The organism is Ruegeria sp. AO1, from assembly GCF_056535985.1.
Window position 1 is genome coordinate 218765 of the sequence record NZ_JBQFJC010000002.1, and the last position, 17644, is coordinate 236408.

Sequence of the window (17644 nt, forward strand, 5' to 3'; positions counted from 1 at the left end):
CCCGGTATCATTTAGGGCAAATCGCTGCCTGTTGTTCGGTGGAGATTTTCAACTTTGGGTCGACACTGAAGTTGGAGAATTTTGTGTCAATCCACTGGTCGCAACCGCCTGAACAAGGCGCCCCGTTTCGGGCATCATTCCAATATTCCTTGGCCCTTTCCTCCGTCCAACCGCAAAACTGAACGAGCGCCATTGCCGACAATGCCCCCGAGGAATGAACGCCCCACATACAGTGCACCAGGACAGGGCCTTTTCCAGGGTTTTCAATCACCTCGTGTATGGACGCCATGACAGCACCGGGTCGGGAGGATCTGGCACTTTGATAGTCAAAGGATCCGTTTCCACAACTGGTGCGACCGTACTCAGTGTTTTTGCCAAAGTCGGCGTAAAACCCGGTGGAAAACCCTTCACCGCACAAAGTTTTGCGTTGTCCTTCACTCAGGCCCGTTCGGTCCTTGTCGCCGCCTTTGAAACCAGAGCGATACAATACTCCGCTTAAAACTGGGCGAAAAAAAGCGACACCATCAACGCCTCCGTCGCCACCCTTTGAAAGCATTTGACTGTCGCTTGGGCCACCGTTTCGACTGGTCACATCAGAATTCGCTGTGGTTGCAAGAACACCAATGAATATGAGGGACGTCAAAAACCGCATGCGTATTCCTTTCTGTTTTCAGCCAGCGATGCTCACGCTTTTCTTGCCGGGAGTCCCGCGGAGAGGCTCGTTCACGGTAACCATGTAAGGTGGGCGGTTGGCTTCCCGTCCTGAAGTTTCAAATTGGCCACACCAGATTGATGAGAAAGACGACTACGAAGTAGGCCAGAACAACTTTCCAGTTCCATTGGTGTTTGTTTTCTTCGTTGATCACCCCGGCAGATTTCAATGCCAGGTTTGTGACTATCAAAGCTGCAACAGTCACCACAGCGTGTGCAAGATCGAAGTGCATTTCTCAGCCTCCTTCACTTTTATAAACTAATCCGGACAAAATTCAGCAGTCGGAGGAAGGAAGCATTGTGACATCTGAATACCGACCCTCAGATGTAGTAATGCGCGCGCAAGCGCCTGTATTCCGGTTGAACCAGTACGAGGTCAGACCTTCGCTTCGGATGAGTTCAAATCCGAGACTTTGGATGCCCATTTCAGCCTGACCGGCGCGCGCACCTTCAAAAGACGAAAGGTCGCTTGAACTGCCGACGGTTGGCAACCCAGTATCCACTGATCCCCCGTTATCGTCACATGCCGCCAATGCAAGGGCACAAACTGCGCCTCCAAGCAGCGATAGATTGGTTCTCATTTTTTCTCTCCCTTTCTGGTCTCCAGCAATCCAAAAATCCAGTGCAACTCACGCGTGGTCTTACTCGATTCCAAATATGACGTTGTAGTCAACTTGCGCATTTCCCCGGTTAATAACTTCAACGACATGGTCACCAGTTTGCCAAAGCTGTCCTCGATACTCCTTGTCCGCCGACATCAATCCTAACAGTTCAGAACCATCGGGGTTACGAATAACGTAGTCCAAAGAGCCATTTCGCGGAGCAACGCGGACGTAAAGGAACTGTTCGTTTTTGGCACCGACAATATATTGCTGCGACGCTCCGGGCGCGAGTTCACCAACGAGTTCAGCGCTGGTGGAGCCAGCATCGAATTTGACACGTTGGCTACCGGTAGAACCGGAGGCGCCTGCCGCTGCTCCACCGCCATCATCCATCGCTTCGACAACCGACATCTCGCCGATGCTTCCATCCCCGTAAGCGATGCAGCGCCAAAGTGTTCCGCCTGCGTCTCGCAGCATGACCAGCGTACCCGCCTCTGAGAACTCTGAGCTTTCAATGGTACCGGATTGACCGTCTGGTCCACCAACCTGCCGCAAGTGGTCGATACACGCGTCGTCGGCTTCTGACATTGCAAAGGCAGCCGCGCCCGCGATTGCGAACATGGGCGTTAGGAGTTTGAGTAAAACGAGTTTCATCAGATGGTTCCCTGTTGGCTTGTCCTAATAGATTTGTTCCTTACTAAGCAGAACCTCACTTCGCGTCTTGTAACTTTGACAGAAATTCATCACATGCCTGTGCGCTGCCGACGATCTCACCCGTCGTTTCAATTCCTTGCAGTGACGCCATTTCGGAATTTACGCGGTTGAGGATCTGATCCGCTTGCTCGGCGGTGATCAGGTTCTCAGCTTGTGCTCCTTTCAGTGTGGTGCAGACACCCGCGGACAAGCCTGTCGCAACGCCAACACCCACCGCGGCCCCGCCACCCAAGGTCATCGCCCCAACCACGCCGAGGACGAGCCCGATCACAATTCCCAAGATTATTTTTCCCATGTTTTTCTCCCTTTTGGTGAGAAAGAGGCCAGCCACCACTACTGGCGCAATCTGCGTGCCCAACTGCAAATCAAAACCAGCGCTAACAGGTTGAGCGCCGGTGCAATCGCCGCGAACCACGGCTTGGCGGACTCCGAAACTAAGTCCGCAACAAAAATCCAAGGTAGTCCCAACGGCAAAAGGAACACCCCGGACAAAGGGTCTCGTTCCTGTCCAAACCAGCCAAATGTACCCGTCAAAAAAGCAAACAACGCCAACAGATAAAGGGCAGCGAATACGATGGTGGTTATTCTACAAACCAAGTCGAGCCTCAGCAGATCAAGCCAGTGCTGCGAAGCCGTTTTCAGCTACGCAGCAGATGGGTCACAATGCGCCTTCGTCGCCCATGAACTCGATACCAGCTGTCGCGCCATCACTGTAAGCAATGCAATTCCAAGGAGCACGGTCCTCGCCAACGCCTACAGTGACCTGTGTTCCCGCCTCGCTAAACGCGGATGAGAGCACAACGACTTGCGAATTGTTCGTCGTGTTGGCTACGTCCCGCAAACATGCTTGCTGCGCCGGAGTCAGTTCCGATGACGCAGTCGAGCTTCCAGTATCTTCACATGCTGCAACAGCTAGTGATCCCAGTAATAGTGCAGCTGGTGTAGACAAATTTTTCATCATGGCCTCCTCATTTTTTCGACTAGTACCGGTGCAAGTATCCAATCCAAAACCAACTATTCGTTCTATGGTCGTGTTTTCGTGCTCAGCAATAGGGACTGTTGGAGTTTCGTGGCATCGACAAGGTTCAAAGGCACGATACTAAAACTTGTAATTGTAGCCGATTTGAAGCGTCTGGCTTTTGTAGTCGATCTCGTCAAAAGCGATATCGGTAGTTGAGTCACTAACAAGCTTTAAGTCTGGTGTTTCCCGGTAGCGGTAACCAATGTCGATTTCGCCGGAATTACCTACCGGAATTGTCGCACCAAAACCGATCTGGTACGAAAATCCACCATCCGAGTCGTCAAATCTGCTGATACCTGCGGCAGCGTCCACTTGTGCATCTAAACTTGTATAACCGATCCCGCCACCAACATAGGGGCGCCACGCGCTGTTGGTTTCAAATTCATACCAGGCATTGATAAGAAACGAGGTGGCGTCTAGATCACCGTTCGCATTGAATGAACTGGTCCCACTGGACGTTTCAAGACTCGTGCCGTCGACATCTGAACTGGAATACGAAAGTTCAAACTCAGCGCGGACCTGCGGCGCTACGCGAGCACCAAGAACTAAGCCTGCGATGTAATTTCCGTTTGGGTCAAAATCTAGGGCTGCGGTTGTACTTGGGAATATGCTGTCGTTTTCCCCTTTCGCATCAACGCCAAAAACCGCACCGCCAAAAGCACCAAAATACATATCTTCAAGTTGCATTTGTGCTGAAACAACGTTGGGGGTGATCAAAGCGGCAGACAAAACAACTATTTTAGTGCGCATTTCGAACCTCATAGAACTCGAGCTGTATCTCATGATACCCTCGCTTCACACCACCTCACCGATCAATAATAAGCAGAATATTTGAATGCGTCTTGATGTAGATTGGCAACACAGAAAAAGGTGAAGCTGTTGGTTGACGCGCCCTACGTAACAAGGAGTGAACGAATGTCCCTCATTCGGTCAGTGCTAAGGAAGTCTGAAGGAGGCTCAATCCGCATAGTTCAGTAGATGACATTCTCATCAACCGCTATTGCCAATGACAGAAGTCTCGCCTCATGTGCTTTGGCCTCAGGATAGGCCATCTTGCCGTGTTTATTAGTCAGATCGGGAAAAATGGCCTCGATTTCAGCCAACTGCTCTTTGCTCATTGTATCAATGGCAATATCGCCAAAAAGCAGAGACTCGACAGGACAACCATTGGCATAAATAACCTCGTGATTTTCAAGCGCAACGTGCCAATACTCCAGGTGCTCGAAGTCTCGACCGCATGTTCGGATCGACACTTCATTAACTAAGCTTTTTGCAGAAGCAAGGACAGCTGGTTCAGCCAGAAACAAGTCTGCAAATGCTCCATCAATTAAGATTCGATGCTGAGGCGAAACACACAGGTCTTGGGCAGGCACGCCATCTGAAATTGCTCCAGCCCTGATCCTAATCGGCTCGAGACTGTTGTTACCCCGGCGCTTGGCCTCGGAAACTTTTGACATTCCTATCCATTGAACAGCTTGTAACCCGTGATCTCGGGTTTGAAGGAGATCCCCAACAGCTAGTTCCTCGATGCATTTTAACCCTTGCGAAGTTAGAATTTGTGTTCCCCTAGTGAAACAAACTTCGTTTTCTCCGAAGATCGTAATTGTGACCTGATGTGTATCCACAACTTGCGTGCCGTTTACTGTGGATGGGGCTCCCGGCCCTCCCCAGGAGACATCAAAGACACGTACGTTGAAAGTGACATCCAATGATTGCCCACGATCCAAGCCGTCCAAAGCTGGGTCGTCAGAATCGAAAACGAAGCTCCAAGTATAACCGCCTTCACTGTTCGCAGTATTTTGTACGATCGTCAGTGTGCCGAAGCTCGGTGCGGAAAGCACTGTGTATCCACCCGCGAGCCACGTAATAGCTCCGGGCTCGTTGTTTGCGACAGCATTGGCGACCGAAACACTACCTGCTCCATTAAAGCCTTCTGTCGCACTCGCGGTCGTAGGGCCAGATAAGCTAACCATAAAAATTCACCCTTCTCTTCGGCATTGCGTACGGCGTTCATCCCAATGGCTTCAGAAAGCTGTGCCCACCTATTGGTTGTATATAAAAGTAGTACTTTTACAAAGACAGTCTCCAGTTTTCGATTTCCGCACTGCCTCCGGCAGCGGCCCTGACCTCATAGTCACGTATCACCAATAGCTTCTGAACGGATCTTCCAGTCTTTGGTTTTTGGTTTCCGATACCACTCTATGATCTTCTTTTTGCCGTTATGGATCCTCAGTGTTTTCACGCTGTCCTCCTGAAGCGTGTCCATAATGTGACTAATTATTGCCTTCCCGTGCCCCCAGGGAGCGGCAATATCCATGATCCACAATTGATCTCCGGATTGCCAATCTTCAAACTTGTCCAGCCCTTCACCAAGAACGTGTTTCTGCTCGGCTTCAGAGTTTAGCTTCGCCCAAGTGACAATACCTCTCGGCACATCGCGGGCGCGGTAGATATGAAACTGTTTCAAAAACACAGGGGGCTCGAACCCGCGCGCGATATTTTTCATTGTCCAGTTCTGGTACAATGATGAATGGAAGCATAGAAATGCTACCTCTCCGATAACGCGTAGTATATCCTCATTGGGATAGAGTGGGGACACCTGAACAAACCCACCTGACTCTTTCCTGTCGTTCATAAGCTTTTGTTTCCTCAGCTCAGTTCGTTGGATAGACTGAACCATAGTGTTTCGAGAAAATCTATATGACGGGCAGAACGGGCATTGAACGAGATCGACAGTCAACCTCAGAGTGTTGAAATTTCACGGCAGGCTACGCCTGAAAGCAAGACTGAGAAAATCAGCTTGCATCCTTCAGCTGGCTTTAAGACGTGGCTTTCCGACAACAGAATGTCGATTGCCTTTAACACCTATCATATCGGAAAGCTTTTTGTGATTGGGCTGGATGGGCTCGGCCAGCTCAGTTTTTCAGATGCAACATTTGAGCGGTCCATGGGGCTTTGCTATCATGGGGGAACTCTGTGGATGGCCAGCTCCAAGCAGATCTGGCGATTGGAGAATTTCCTAGACAAAGGGCAGGTTTCAGCCGGACACGACGCAATATTCGCGCCGCTTGGGGCGACGACTACCGGGATGATAAATCTTCACGATGTTCGCGCAAGCGATAGCGGAGTTTACTTCGTTTCTTGCAATTTCAATTGTGTTGGTCAACTCCACAATAAGTGGAGTTTCGAGCCTCTTTGGATGCCCAGTTTTATCAGCGAGTTTGCTTATGGCGATCGGTGTCACTTAAATTGCCTTGCTCTTGAAAATGGTCGCCCAAAATACGTCACTTGCTTTGCAAGCACGGACGAACCACTTGGTTGGCGCAACCTTGACAAGAGTGAGGGCAATGGATTGCTGATCGACGTGACGAACAACCAAATCCTCTGTGACAACCTTCATATGCCCCACTCACCCCAGCTTCACAATAACAGACTCTATCTGGCAAATAGCGGGCGAGGCGAGTTTGGAGAAGTTGATCGGGCGACTGGCCTATATACCCCAATCTGTAAGATTTCTGGGTTCACTCGTGGTGTTTCGTTTTGGAAAAACCATGCGATTGTTGGCGCTTCCAAGCCGCGTCAAACTGGTGTCTATGAGGGAAACGATAATACCCCATTAAACCGGCGGCTTTTACAGTACGAGATAGCACCAGAGTGCTCGATAACTATAGTGAACCTAAACACACGACAGGTCGAGCATCAGTTAAAGATTGAAGGACCCGCTTCTGAAATCTATGACGTCTGCGCACTTCCCGGAATCAAATGTCCTATGGTTGTCGACATTGAAGGCAATGCAATGACCAGGATGTTTCGGCCCTACGGCGCGCCGTCCAAAACTCTTTAGCAATGTATGGACCCTGTAGGGTTGTGTCGTGGCCTCAGACAGAGGGGAAGGGGTTTGAAAACTAGTTCTGGCCTCTAAATTATCAGTGCGGCTTCAGCACGGCGGACGAAAGGGCGTGCAGGAACTTGACCGTGTGTTCCTATAGCTAACTCCGGAAATACCTCAACCAATTCCTGATAGGTATCAAGGTCTGCATTCAGTATATGTTCGCCAGCATAGAAACTTTCGAGCTGGGCATTTTCGCAAAACACGATTTCATGTTTGTCAAACATGATGTGGATATAATTCACCGTATCACAAGGCTCACGGCAGATCGTGTCTCCATTGCATAGGTGCTTTGCCGCACAGAGCATTTCGAGAGCGTGGAAATACAACTGACACCGCCAACCTGAAACAAGCACGCGATGTTGAGGGGAAACGCGAAGCTCTCGCCGGTTTCCAACTGCACCTACCGCAAATCGAATTGGCGCGTTTTTACCACTGCCGTTAACAGCACGTTTCCCGACCCATCTGATCGGCTGCGACCCATGATCAAGTGTTTCGACCAAATCACCAACCTTCAGGTCTTCAATAGGGCGATCACCACTTGGAGTTCGCACTAGAGTCCCCTCTGTGAAGCACGCGACTTCCACATTCTCAATGTTCAGGTAGGTGAAGTTCCGCCCGTTCGAAAGAGTGGCTGTCCCACCTGTTGAGCCTGGCGAAAAAGGCGCAAACGTTGATCCGGCTGGCAAAATAAGCGTGTCGTTTCCATTACCGCCATCGACGAAGCTTGTGTTCAACCCGGCGTAAATGACGTCACGCCCACCTCCGCCATCTAGATTGCCACTGCCGTCTTCCGCAAAAAGTGTGTCACGTCCCCCGCCACCACTGAGATTGTTGTTCCCCGAGCCACCTCGTAGAATGTCGTTGCCCTGGTTGCCGAAGATATTGTTGCTTCCTGAGCCACCTTGTAGCGTGTCATTTCCGCGTCCACCCCTGATGCTCCCACCAAGGTTACCTGTGTCGACGAGAGTATCGTCTCCACGTCCACCAATGTACCCTCCCGCGTTTAGACCAACGGAACCACTTACGTTGTCATCGTTATTGTTCCCGGTATATTCAACGAACTGGCTGAACGACCCCGCTGCAATATCGGAATCGGTGTATGTAGTGACGGCACCAGTGTTGGTGTTGGTGAAAGTTATCGAGTTCCCGGTCATTGTAACCTGGAACGCGTTGCTAAGCCCCGAGGCGTCGATTGTGCTATTCGGACCAATGTCCAACGATGCCCAAAAGGCGGGGTCGTTGATGTCAGCATTTGTTAAAGTGATAAAAACGGGCATTCTTTGATCCGCTTTTCAAGTAGACAAAGTCGATACACAATCGCTTGAAATTGAATACTAGCAGGCATGCTGATCTAACCCAACCTAGAGCCAAAGGACGCAATAGTCCTTGGCAATGACGCGCTGAAAATTTATTTCCAAACTTGTGAGCAAGGTGTTGGCTGAACTCTAAGATTCTGCGAACGGTTTCTTTACCATAGGATTTCCAAAACTGTCCGCTTCGAGTAGGTTTTTGCTTGCAGCACGCACCTCAAAGCCCATCACACAGCGCCCTGTCTTGCGGTGAATGAGGAACGCGGACGTCTGATTGGGCGCGCCAAGGGCGGCATGAACACAGAGTTGCATGCGGTTTGTGACAGTCATGGACGCCCTTTGAATCTGTTTGTTAATGCGGGTCAGATCGGAGACAAGGTGCTGTCAGACAGATTCAAACCAGTCTCAGTTTGCCGTGGAAACCGCGAACCTATCCGGAACAAGGTTGACGCCACTCGGCAAGAGCGGCGGTGCGCGCCAGCTTGAAGTTGTCTCGACTAGCTAGCGATCTTAACTAGTTGGAGTGGTTGTAGACAAACGAGTGGACGGCGGCGAATTTCTGTAAACTTCGCATGCGCCTGAAACGTTGCATCTCACGTTCCCGTCGTCGGAAAGGAAGGTGTGAATTCTCGACGCGGTTGTTGAGCCACCTGCCCGTCTGCTGTTTTTTGGCATAGGCCTGCTTGAGACTGAATCTTGATTTTCTGACAGATACTTCGAAAGACTTTTTTGGAATAAACCTGAGCGCGAAACGTTGTTGTTTTGGATCATGTAAGTCTGAACTGGATGTTCATATGAGAAAGATATCAACTCAGCTTCTTAAAACCAGCCTGGTGCTCGGCTTGTTGTTGCCTCTGCAACTTGCCGTTCCGACGGGCTGGCAACTCTCGTTTGTTGCTGTCGCGTGGGCAGACGACCATGACGACGACGGGGATGATGGAGATGATGACCGCGATGACGATCGGGACGATGACCGAGGGGATAGGGGAAGCAGAGGCGGCGGAGGTGGTAGTGGCTCAGGAGGTGATCAAAGATCCTCTGGCGAGAACCCGATAGGCAACCTCATCAGACGGCTGACCAACGCACGACTGGCACAGCAACCCGCGCGAGCACCTGCCCCGGCCCCAGCGCCAGCACCTGTCGCGCTGCCAACGCGGGCACCGTTCGAAATAATTGTCGCCGACGCATCCGCCGAGGATCTGGAGCAACTTCTGTCTGAAGGCTTTGCAATAGCGGCTACAGAAACCCTTGAGGCCTCTGATCAGGTTCTGACGCGGCTGACATCGCCCGGCGGGCTCGATCTGGAAGCCGCGCGGGATCGGGTGCGCGCGCTGTCATCCGGTGCGACTGCGGATTTCAATCACTACTACCGCTTTGAACAAAGCGAAACGCGCGTGGCGTCATCGGACCCGTGTTGGCATGAAAACTGCCCTGCGTGGGAGATGATCCAGTGGCCAAGTATCGATTACGCTCAGGCGACCTGTCCTGTTCGAGTGCCGGTAGGGATGATCGATACCGGGATAAATGCCGAGCACGAAATAATGACCGGTGCTCGATTGGAGTTGATTCAGCTTGCCGACCAGACCCTTGCGCCGTCCAAAGCGATCCATGGCACAGCAGTGGCCTCCCTTTTGATCGGCGATCCGGACAGCCGGGTTCCCGGGCTGATTCACGGTGCAGAGGTCATTGCGGTGGATGCGTTTGCGCGCAAAGGATCGGATGAACGTGCTGATGTCATCTCGGTGTTGCGCGGCTTAGATGCGTTGAAAGCCCGCGGTGTCCGCGTCGTCAACCTGTCTCTGACCGGCCCCAACAACAGCCTTTTGGAAAACATCGTCAATCAGATGGTCCAGGAAGACGGGATCGTTTTGGTCGCGGCGGCGGGCAATGAAGGCCCGTCCGGTGAGCTGAGATATCCCGCAGCATTTGACACAGTGCTGGCCGTGACAGCCGTGGACGCACGGACACGCATTTACCGGAAAGCACAGCGGGGCCCGCATATCGACATAACCGCGCCAGGCGTCAACATGCTATCGGCTACATCCATTCGCGGTGCGCGCCTGAAGTCTGGAACATCTTTTGCGGTTCCCTTTGTCACTGCGGCGGTCGCAATCATGCTGTCGCAAGATGAGACGTTATCACCGGATCAGGTGCGCGAGCGCCTGAGAAACGCTGCACTAGACTTGGGCGCGCCCGGGGCGGATGAGGTATTCGGCCATGGGCTGCTGAATGCTGCCACCCTGTGCTAGCTTAAAACCTCAGGGCATCCAGCCGTTTTCAATCAGATCAGCCTCAGCGGCGGGGGCGAGTGAAGCCCCTGCCCCCAACCGATCCAGAAACGGCATCAATCCCTGCATTTCCGTGCCGCTTGCCGTCACAAACCCATCTTCGGTGCCCGATGCGGACAGCGGTTCTGACATCGTGACTTCCACAACCCAACTGTCGGAGGTAATGCATGCTATGCCGAGGTCGATGCGTTGCTTCGCGTGGTTGATGACCTCAAACTCGCGGCAATACCCGTCAGAAATCGGCAGCGTGGCGAGGATCATGAACTCCTGATCCGTCCCTGATGGCTCAGGCACACCAGACGGCAGGCGGCTCAACGCCGTTGCCAGGTTCGAGTCAGTGTCAACCGGCCCCAATGTCAGATTCGGCGTGGAAGTCGGCGCAAACAGGTCGGGACCGGTGAAAACGGCAATCGCCAACGTCGCCGCCAACGCAGTGCTTATCCACACGGCGGGTCGTTTGCGAAAGGGTATGATCTTGGCTGTCTGCGCCTCACCCAGAATGACATTCTTGAACTCACCGGGCACGGGCTCACCCAGCGGTTCGCTGAACGCCTGCAACAGGGCTTCATTTGCGGCCATAAGATTGTCGACATAGGCCTGATCCTCAGGGTGATCCGCCAAATGCATGACAACGGCGGCTGCCTCTTCGGGTGAAAGTTCTCCATCCGCAAAAGCCGCAAGACGGGACGGGTCCATCGTAGGTTTTGCACTCATTGCATCGGCCCTTTCGTCATCCCCAACTGCGGCAGCAGAGCGTCTCTGGCCCGTGACAAACGGCTCATAACCGTGCCAACCGGCACCTCCAGAACATCTGCAGCCTCTTTGTAGCTCAGCCCCTCGACCGCAACGAGAGACAGCACAATGCGCTGCTTCTCGGGTAACGCACCCATGGCGTTTCGTGCCATATCGAGCATCATCCGATCTTCGGGCAGACGCGCGGAACGCCCTTCATCGCTCAGACCCGCCAGTTCGGGTTCTACAGGCGCTCCGCGTGTCTTGGCGCGCCGGCGATCATCAATCCAGAGGGTTTGAATAATTCGGTACATCCAGCTGTCCATACGCGTCCCGTCGCGAAACTGAGCCGCGTTTTTCAACGCTTTCACACAGGCAGATTGCACCAGATCATCGGCGTCTGGCTGGTTGCCCGCCAGAGACAGAGCAAACCGGCGCAACTTCGGCACCAGCGCTGCCAGATCTTTACGGAACCGGTCCGTCATGCCGTCTCTCCCGTTTCGCGTCATATTCAATGACAACGGATGGTAGAGAGAATTATTCCACAGGATCGAAGAAAAAATGAAGACGCGCATCGTTTTGACCCGACGCAGCGGGTTCTGACCGGCCCAAAACACAATTTTCAAAAAAGTTGGAATAGATCGCAATCACCATCGTTGTCACCGCAAGAGACCAAACAATCAGGAGCTGAAATGATGTTCGATACCGCAATGGATGTTCCCCCTGTCAACGGACCAATGACGACCACCCGGTTTTCGGTCCGCGTCGGCGAACGCACACTGTCCGCCGATGTTCACATCCCGAGCATTCCCGCGCCCGATACCCCTCCCTTGTTGGCTTTGCACGGAATTTCGCGGCGGGCATCCGTGATTGCCACGGCCTTTGCAAGCCATTGTAACGCCAAGGGACAGGTTCTGATCACGCCTCGTTTCTCAAAAAGGCACTGGCCCCATTTCCAAAGTATTGGCAGCTACCGACCGGATCGATCCCTTCTCGCAATGCTCGCGTTGGTTGAACAGATGGGCGTTGCGAGAACCAACAAGGTAGACCTGTTCGGGTATTCCGGCGGCGCACAGCTCGCACATCGATTTGCGATGCTGTATCCGCAACGTGTGGCCAGCCTGCATATCGCCGCTGCTGGTTGGTATTGTCTGCCGGATTTTACTCAACCTTTTCCGATGGGTTTGGCCCCGGCGGACAAGCCTTTGAAGATGAACGTCCCCGCTCTGGCCCACAACCAGTTGCGAAATTACCTCGAACTCAAGCTTCGGGTCTACGTGGGTGCCGAGGATCATCAACGGGATGATGCCCTTCGAAAAGGGCATGATATCGACGATGTCCAAGGCCGCAACCGGCTGGCCCGCGCACGACACTATTGCAGGGCTTTTCGCGCCGCCGCCGAGGCGCGGGGGATCGTTCCTGATCTGTCGCTGACGGAAATCCCCAACTGCGTGCACAGCTTCGCCGATTGCGCCGAAGCGGGCTTATCCAAGCTTGTCTGTGAAGTTTAAAATTTTTGAAAACAGGAGATTACCCATGGAAAACTATCACTTCAAAGATGCAAAATGGTGTTTTGCAACCAGACGCATTGATCAGAGGCTGGCGCATGGGTTGCGTCAAGACTTTGCGCAGGCGCAACCCGGAGATCTGATCCTTGGCCGTGTCGCATCAATCGGCAACCACCAACGCATTCAGTTGCCTGCGGGACGGCCTTCAACCCTGTATCCCGGTGATCTTGTTGTGCTGCCCTGCGGCGCGCGATACGCGCCCGATCAGTTCGAAGGGCTGGCTGAGATCGACAAAAAGGGCAGCGATATGCTTGCTGGCGGGGGGTGTCTTGGGCGCATGGTGCATCGAAACGAGCGCATCAAACCCCCGACCCGCATTCAGCCGCTGGGGCGCATCACCTCAAAGGACGGTGTTGTTCTGAACACCAGTGGTTTCGCCCTGCCCGAACGTACCAAGCCGGCGCAGATTCCGGTGATCTGTGTGGTTGGAACCGCAATGAACTCGGGCAAAACAACAGCAACAGCCGCCCTGGCCCATGGTCTGACCAAGGCCGGGTGGCAGGTGGCCGTGCTGAAAGGCACCGGGACCGGCGCGTTTGGAGATTACAACTCCTTTGTCGATGCTGGTGCATCCTTTGTGGCCGATTTTACCGACGCAGGCATGGTTACGACCTATCTGGAACCTATGCCGCGCATCGTTGCGGGCATTGATACGCTTCTGGGCGAGTCAGAATCCCTTGGTTGCGACATCGCGGTGATGGAACTGGCCGACGGCATCTTCCAGCGGGAGACAGCCGCCCTGCTGGCCGACGCCTCCGTCCGTGGCCGGTTTTCGAAGTACCTGTTTGCCTGCGCCGATCCGGTCGCAGCCGCAGGAGGTGTAGCCGAGCTGGGCCGAAATGGGATCCGCCCCATTGCACTGACAGGGATGCTGTCATGTTCGCCCATGGCGGTCGAGGAAGCCCAGGCTGCGACAGGAGTTCAGGTTCTGACGCGCAGTCAGCTTCTTGATCCGGCCTATGCAAACACACTGGCCGCACGCGCCGGGATCGAGCGGACCCGGTACGCCGCATGACCCCCCCTGGACTGCTTGAGGGTCAAAGGCGTCGCCTGTTTGCCTGGATTCTGTTTGCGAGCCTCTCGCAGGCCACCGCTCTTGCAGCGGTGGCCATTGCAACGCGCACGGTCTTTGTCGCCTTGCACGCCGTATCGGACCTGCCCGTTCTTCCGATTACAGTCATCGGCGTGGCGGGGCTGTACGGCGCGCTGATGCAACTGGTCTTGAGAACACTCGCGGAGCGGTTAGGCCAGAACTACGCCAAAGACATCCGCCTGCGGCTGTTCGATCACGCAAGCCGCAGCGATCAACGCGATCTGGACCAAAGACGCATGGGCTATCATGTCCTGCGCTTTACCGGTGACTTGTCGGCATTGCAGGATTGGCCTGGCCTTGGCTTACCCAGGCTTATTCAGGCTGCCGTTTTGTTGCCCGCAGCGACAGCTGTGTTGATATACCTTGACCAGCGGTTTGTCTGGGTGGCAGTCTGCGCGATCCTGCCCTCAGCGCTTTGGGCGGCGCTGACACAGCGCAAACTTCTGGACACGCACCGCCAATTGCGAAAACTGCGGGCGCGGCTGGCAGCAGATGTCACCGAGCGCCTGCCGATTGCGCCAAGGCTTTCAGCGCTGGGACGGCGCCACATCGAGGTGAAGTCGCTGGACCGCCGGGCAGACCGCGTGGCCGATGCGGCCTGCGTGCGCCGGCGTCTGAGCGAAGTCCGAAAGGCCGTGCCAGAGTTCTCAGCCGCAATCGCCGCAAGCCTGATCATGGTAATCGGCGGAACTGGCGGCCTGTCTGCGGGAACGATCGCGGCCGGTTTGGCAGCTCTGGGTCTGATGATCAGACCTTTGCGCAATGCAATAACATCCAGCGATCATGCTGCAAAATATCGGGCGGCCTATAGCAACCTGTCCCGTGCTTTGAACCGCCCTCTGGCGGCATCACGAAGCGCGAAAGCACACCTGCGCAAAGAACCCGTTTCGGTTGAAATCACCACCACACATGGCCCGGAATTGAAAATACGCCCCGGGGAACAGGCCGTTATTTCAAGCATGTTGATGGACCAGATCGAAGTCGCCCTGCTTGGCAACGCAACGACCGGGGACATGTCTTTAAAACTGGATGGTAAAGACATTTCAGAACTAACGCCCGGGAGCCTGCGCCGATCTGTCGGAATTCTCACCGACCAACCCTTGATCCTGAAAGGCAGCCTGCGTCGGGCTTTGACCCTAGGTCTAAAGAAACGTCCATCGGACGAGCAAATCAAAAAAGTCGCCGAGAGTGTTGCCCTGCAAGACGTCGTTCAAGAGATTGGTGGCTTGGACTTCAAATTGACGGAGCGCGGTACCAATTTAACCACGGATCAGAGAATTTCCGTTTCTTGTCTGAGGCTTATTCTTCAGAAACCCGGCTTAATTCTTGCTGTCATTGCTCCGTGCATTGCTTTCAGGTCAACTTCGTCATGGCAATTGGCTACAAAACTCACTTCTTTCCGTGAAAACCATAGCCAAAAAAGCAATTCATTTCTTTGACTTTCAAGCAAAAGTAAGCCGTTTGGGATGCGTCGCGAATACTTTGACGGGATTGTCGAGCCCGTAGGTTCCAACGTGGATCTGTTGCAAATCTTGACCATTGACGCTCGAGAATGCAGAGAGTGGATATCCTGCTAATTGGGCGAATTGTTGAAGCGGATAGAGTCCGGGTGTGAAATGACCTTTGCGGATCATGTGCACTACTTCTATTCCGTCGAACGTTGCCGCTGCTGATGCGACGGCTTTGAACCCCAGCATCGGGCGGGTTCGTCTTTTGATGAAACGGTGGTCTTGTTCCAAGGTGTTGTTCAAGTTTTTCCGCCTGACCATTTCAACGGGAACTGGGCAACCAATGCAGTTCAACATCTTGTTTAACCGATAACTGTGCGAGGGAAACTGAAGCCGTTGAGACGGGACAGATCAGACAGATTAAACTTAGTATAGCGTTACCGCCGAAAGACCGCTTCAACAATCTGACAATGCCTGACCGATACCTTTTGAATCGGCCCCAGCCTTGTTGCTTTGATCCTGGACGCTCTGGCATTTACTGTTTAGCCGTGTTTGCTTGCGCGGCCTCTTGCGCCTCTTTCAGATCATCAATCATCAGCTTTGGAGGCTCTGCCAGCTCCAGTGCGCTGCGGACTTTTTCCATATAGGACAAAGGTTCATTCGGATTGGCATCATCCAGGTCCAGGGCTTCATAACCTTCGGCGACCACGCGCCGTGCTCTGGTCAACACCTGGGTGCCAAACTCGGTTATATCGATCAGTACACGACGCTCGTCCTGCTCCGCGCGGGTCCGGGTTAGGATGCCGAAACCTGCCATCTTCTTGAGCAGCGGCGACAGTGTGTTCGGCTCGACCCCCGCTTTGGAAGATAGCTCAGACACAGTCATCGGACCTGCCTCGTCCAAAGCCATCAAGATCACGAATTTGGGATAGGTCATGCCTGTTTCCGAAAAGGCCGCCTGATAGAAGCGTCCGAAAGCACGGTTCAACGCGTAAGCACTGAAACACAGGAGCGTGTCGAGACGCGGGTCGTTTGGTGGTTCGTTCTTCATGGTACCTGAACTTACGCATTAGAGAGAGATCTGAAAAGACTTGACATCAATAAACTCGCACTCGATTACTTCGTATACGATGTTAAATCATGTGAAGGAAAATCCTATGACACATCTGTCCCGCCGTAGCTTTGGGCTGGCCGCCTTGTCAGCCCCTGTTCTGATCTCATCCGGAACCGCAGCTTCCGCCCAGAACACACAGCCCGCCGCGCGCGCGCCTGCCATGTTTGATGCGCCTGTCGGTCGTTATCGCGTAACGGCTGTCTTCGACGGCATGGCCCCACTTGGTAAAAACTTCTTCTTTGGCCCCGATCAATCCCAGATCGACGGAGCACTGGCTGCTGCTGGGATTTCCGGTGACGTGCTACCTGCGCCGGTCAATGCGTTTTTGCTCCAATCCGATGATCGCACAATTCTCATCGACGGTGGCATGGGTGCGGTTGATATTCTGGGTCCGGGTTTTGGACGACTGGCTGATGGGCTACCCGCAGCAGGGGTGATGGCCGACGACGTCGACATGGTCATCGTAACGCATGCACATCCGGACCATATCGGCGGACTGGTTGACAACGGAGGCGCAGCCTTCCCGAAAGCCGAACTGGTGATGACTGATGTCGAGTTTGGGTTCTGGGGAAATGAAGCCATGCTGACGCAAGCCCCGGAAGAAGCCCGCCCATTGTTCGCACTGGCACAGAGTGTTTTCGGCGCCTACGGCGATCGCGTTCGTGCTGTGGCGCCTGAAACCGAAGTGGCTCCGGGCATTACGCTGGAACTAGCCCCCGGCCACACACCCGGACATGCTGTTGTGCATATTGATGGTGGGGATCAACAATTGCTTATGATCGCGGATGCTCTTCACAGCACGGATCTGCAGACAGCACTGCCAGAGACAGGCTTTGGTTTCGACGTGGATCCGGAACAAGCAGCTCAAACCCGGATGCGCATCTTTGATCGCGCGGCTGCGGATGGCCTGCTCATTGCCGGGTCGCACGTACATTTTCCAGGATTTGGCCGAATTGTCCGTTCTGACGACGCATATCGCTTTGTCCCGACAAGCTGGCTTTAAAACAACAAAAGTGGGCGCTCGGAAAGGCAGTGCCCACTTGCGGCGCACACGGAAATAGGTTTCGTCCATGCGCTAGGAACTCAGCGTTGGTTGCTGCTTTGATTGCGCGCTCGCGGCGATCATCAACGAATACTTTAAAACCCACCTA

The 17644-nt window shown here is 53.7% G+C and carries 18 protein-coding genes and 3 pseudogenes; 7 read left to right on the forward strand and 14 right to left on the reverse strand.

Annotated features, from left to right (window positions below):
• Positions 1-7: 7 nt before the first annotated feature.
• The 8 genes from ACR3FB_RS19220 to ACR3FB_RS19255 all read right to left on the reverse strand — a co-directional run bounded on the left by ACR3FB_RS19220 (position 8) and on the right by ACR3FB_RS19255 (position 5728).
• Positions 8-652 (reverse strand): protein-tyrosine phosphatase family protein, encoded by a 645-nt coding sequence (locus tag ACR3FB_RS19220; RefSeq protein WP_480566460.1) that lies wholly within the window; start codon positions 650-652, stop codon positions 8-10.
• Positions 653-770: 118 nt separating this feature from the next.
• Entirely contained in the window at positions 771-944 is a 174-nt protein-coding gene (locus ACR3FB_RS19225; RefSeq protein ID WP_480458139.1) for a hypothetical protein, read from the reverse strand.
• A gap of 408 nt (positions 945-1352) precedes the next feature.
• Positions 1353-1967, reverse strand: coding sequence for a hypothetical protein (locus ACR3FB_RS19230; protein ID WP_480566462.1), 615 nt, complete (start codon positions 1965-1967; stop codon positions 1353-1355).
• A 55-nt stretch (positions 1968-2022) separates the two neighbouring features.
• On the reverse strand, positions 2023-2442 hold the full coding sequence (locus ACR3FB_RS19235) for a hypothetical protein (RefSeq protein ID WP_480566464.1): 420 nt from the start codon (positions 2440-2442) through the stop codon (positions 2023-2025).
• A 243-nt stretch (positions 2443-2685) separates the two neighbouring features.
• On the reverse strand, positions 2686-2988 hold the full coding sequence (locus tag ACR3FB_RS19240) for a hypothetical protein (RefSeq protein WP_480566731.1): 303 nt from the start codon (positions 2986-2988) through the stop codon (positions 2686-2688).
• Between the two features lie 138 nt (positions 2989-3126).
• Positions 3127-3798, reverse strand: coding sequence for an outer membrane protein (locus tag ACR3FB_RS19245; protein WP_480566468.1), 672 nt, complete (start codon positions 3796-3798; stop codon positions 3127-3129).
• 221 nt (positions 3799-4019) lie between these two features.
• Positions 4020-5021, reverse strand: coding sequence for a Hint domain-containing protein (locus tag ACR3FB_RS19250; RefSeq protein WP_480566470.1), 1002 nt, complete (start codon positions 5019-5021; stop codon positions 4020-4022).
• 161 nt (positions 5022-5182) lie between these two features.
• Positions 5183-5728, reverse strand: a complete 546-nt coding sequence (locus ACR3FB_RS19255) for a toxin-activating lysine-acyltransferase (protein ID WP_480566472.1) — start codon at positions 5726-5728, stop codon at positions 5183-5185.
• 39 nt (positions 5729-5767) lie between these two features.
• Between ACR3FB_RS19255 and ACR3FB_RS19260 the strand changes: the two genes are divergently transcribed.
• Positions 5768-6892, forward strand: coding sequence for a TIGR03032 family protein (locus ACR3FB_RS19260; RefSeq protein WP_480566474.1), 1125 nt, complete (start codon positions 5768-5770; stop codon positions 6890-6892).
• 74 nt (positions 6893-6966) lie between these two features.
• Here the strand turns inward: ACR3FB_RS19260 and ACR3FB_RS19265 are convergent, their stop codons facing one another.
• The gene (locus ACR3FB_RS19265) at positions 6967-8217 is read right to left on the reverse strand and encodes a Hint domain-containing protein (RefSeq protein WP_480566476.1); all 1251 of its coding nucleotides are present in this window, start codon (positions 8215-8217) and stop codon (positions 6967-6969) included.
• Positions 8218-8457: 240 nt separating this feature from the next.
• Here ACR3FB_RS19265 and ACR3FB_RS19270 point away from each other — a divergent pair.
• Positions 8458-8631, forward strand: a pseudogene (locus ACR3FB_RS19270) (IS5/IS1182 family transposase); the annotation flags it as partial.
• A 49-nt stretch (positions 8632-8680) separates the two neighbouring features.
• Here ACR3FB_RS19270 and ACR3FB_RS19275 read toward each other — a convergent pair.
• Positions 8681-8920: pseudogene (locus ACR3FB_RS19275) on the reverse strand (DDE-type integrase/transposase/recombinase); the annotation flags it as partial.
• Positions 8921-9044: 124 nt separating this feature from the next.
• On the opposite strand from ACR3FB_RS19275, the gene ACR3FB_RS19280 reads away from it, so the two are divergent.
• Positions 9045-10499, forward strand: a complete 1455-nt coding sequence (locus tag ACR3FB_RS19280) for a S8 family serine peptidase (RefSeq protein ID WP_480566478.1) — start codon at positions 9045-9047, stop codon at positions 10497-10499.
• Positions 10500-10508: 9 nt separating this feature from the next.
• Here the strand turns inward: ACR3FB_RS19280 and ACR3FB_RS19285 are convergent, their stop codons facing one another.
• Entirely contained in the window at positions 10509-11252 is a 744-nt protein-coding gene (locus tag ACR3FB_RS19285) for an anti-sigma factor family protein (protein ID WP_480566480.1), read from the reverse strand.
• Positions 11249-11755: an RNA polymerase sigma factor gene (locus ACR3FB_RS19290; RefSeq protein ID WP_480566481.1), complete on the reverse strand. Its 507-nt coding sequence runs from the start codon at positions 11753-11755 to the stop codon at positions 11249-11251. The genes ACR3FB_RS19285 and ACR3FB_RS19290 overlap by 4 nt, the downstream gene beginning before the upstream one ends.
• A gap of 210 nt (positions 11756-11965) precedes the next feature.
• On the opposite strand from ACR3FB_RS19290, the gene ACR3FB_RS19295 reads away from it, so the two are divergent.
• From ACR3FB_RS19295 to ACR3FB_RS19305, 3 genes are read left to right on the forward strand one after another with little or no spacing between them, the layout of a single operon-like run.
• Positions 11966-12781: an alpha/beta fold hydrolase gene (locus ACR3FB_RS19295; protein ID WP_480566482.1), complete on the forward strand. Its 816-nt coding sequence runs from the start codon at positions 11966-11968 to the stop codon at positions 12779-12781.
• A gap of 25 nt (positions 12782-12806) precedes the next feature.
• Positions 12807-13853: a P-loop NTPase family protein gene (locus ACR3FB_RS19300; RefSeq protein ID WP_480566483.1), complete on the forward strand. Its 1047-nt coding sequence runs from the start codon at positions 12807-12809 to the stop codon at positions 13851-13853.
• Positions 13850-15370, forward strand: coding sequence for an ABC transporter transmembrane domain-containing protein (locus ACR3FB_RS19305; protein ID WP_480566484.1), 1521 nt, complete (start codon positions 13850-13852; stop codon positions 15368-15370). The genes ACR3FB_RS19300 and ACR3FB_RS19305 overlap by 4 nt, the downstream gene beginning before the upstream one ends.
• Before the next feature lie 129 nt (positions 15371-15499).
• Here ACR3FB_RS19305 and ACR3FB_RS19310 read toward each other — a convergent pair.
• Together ACR3FB_RS19310 and ACR3FB_RS19315 are read right to left on the reverse strand one after the other, a co-directional pair.
• Positions 15500-15745: pseudogene (locus ACR3FB_RS19310) on the reverse strand (DDE-type integrase/transposase/recombinase); the annotation flags it as partial.
• A gap of 169 nt (positions 15746-15914) precedes the next feature.
• Positions 15915-16430, reverse strand: a complete 516-nt coding sequence (locus tag ACR3FB_RS19315; protein WP_480566486.1) for a MarR family winged helix-turn-helix transcriptional regulator — start codon at positions 16428-16430, stop codon at positions 15915-15917.
• Positions 16431-16536: 106 nt separating this feature from the next.
• On the opposite strand from ACR3FB_RS19315, the gene ACR3FB_RS19320 reads away from it, so the two are divergent.
• A complete protein-coding gene (locus ACR3FB_RS19320; protein ID WP_480566488.1) occupies positions 16537-17496 on the forward strand; it encodes an MBL fold metallo-hydrolase in 960 nt (319 codons plus the stop codon).
• Positions 17497-17644 lie beyond the last annotated feature (148 nt).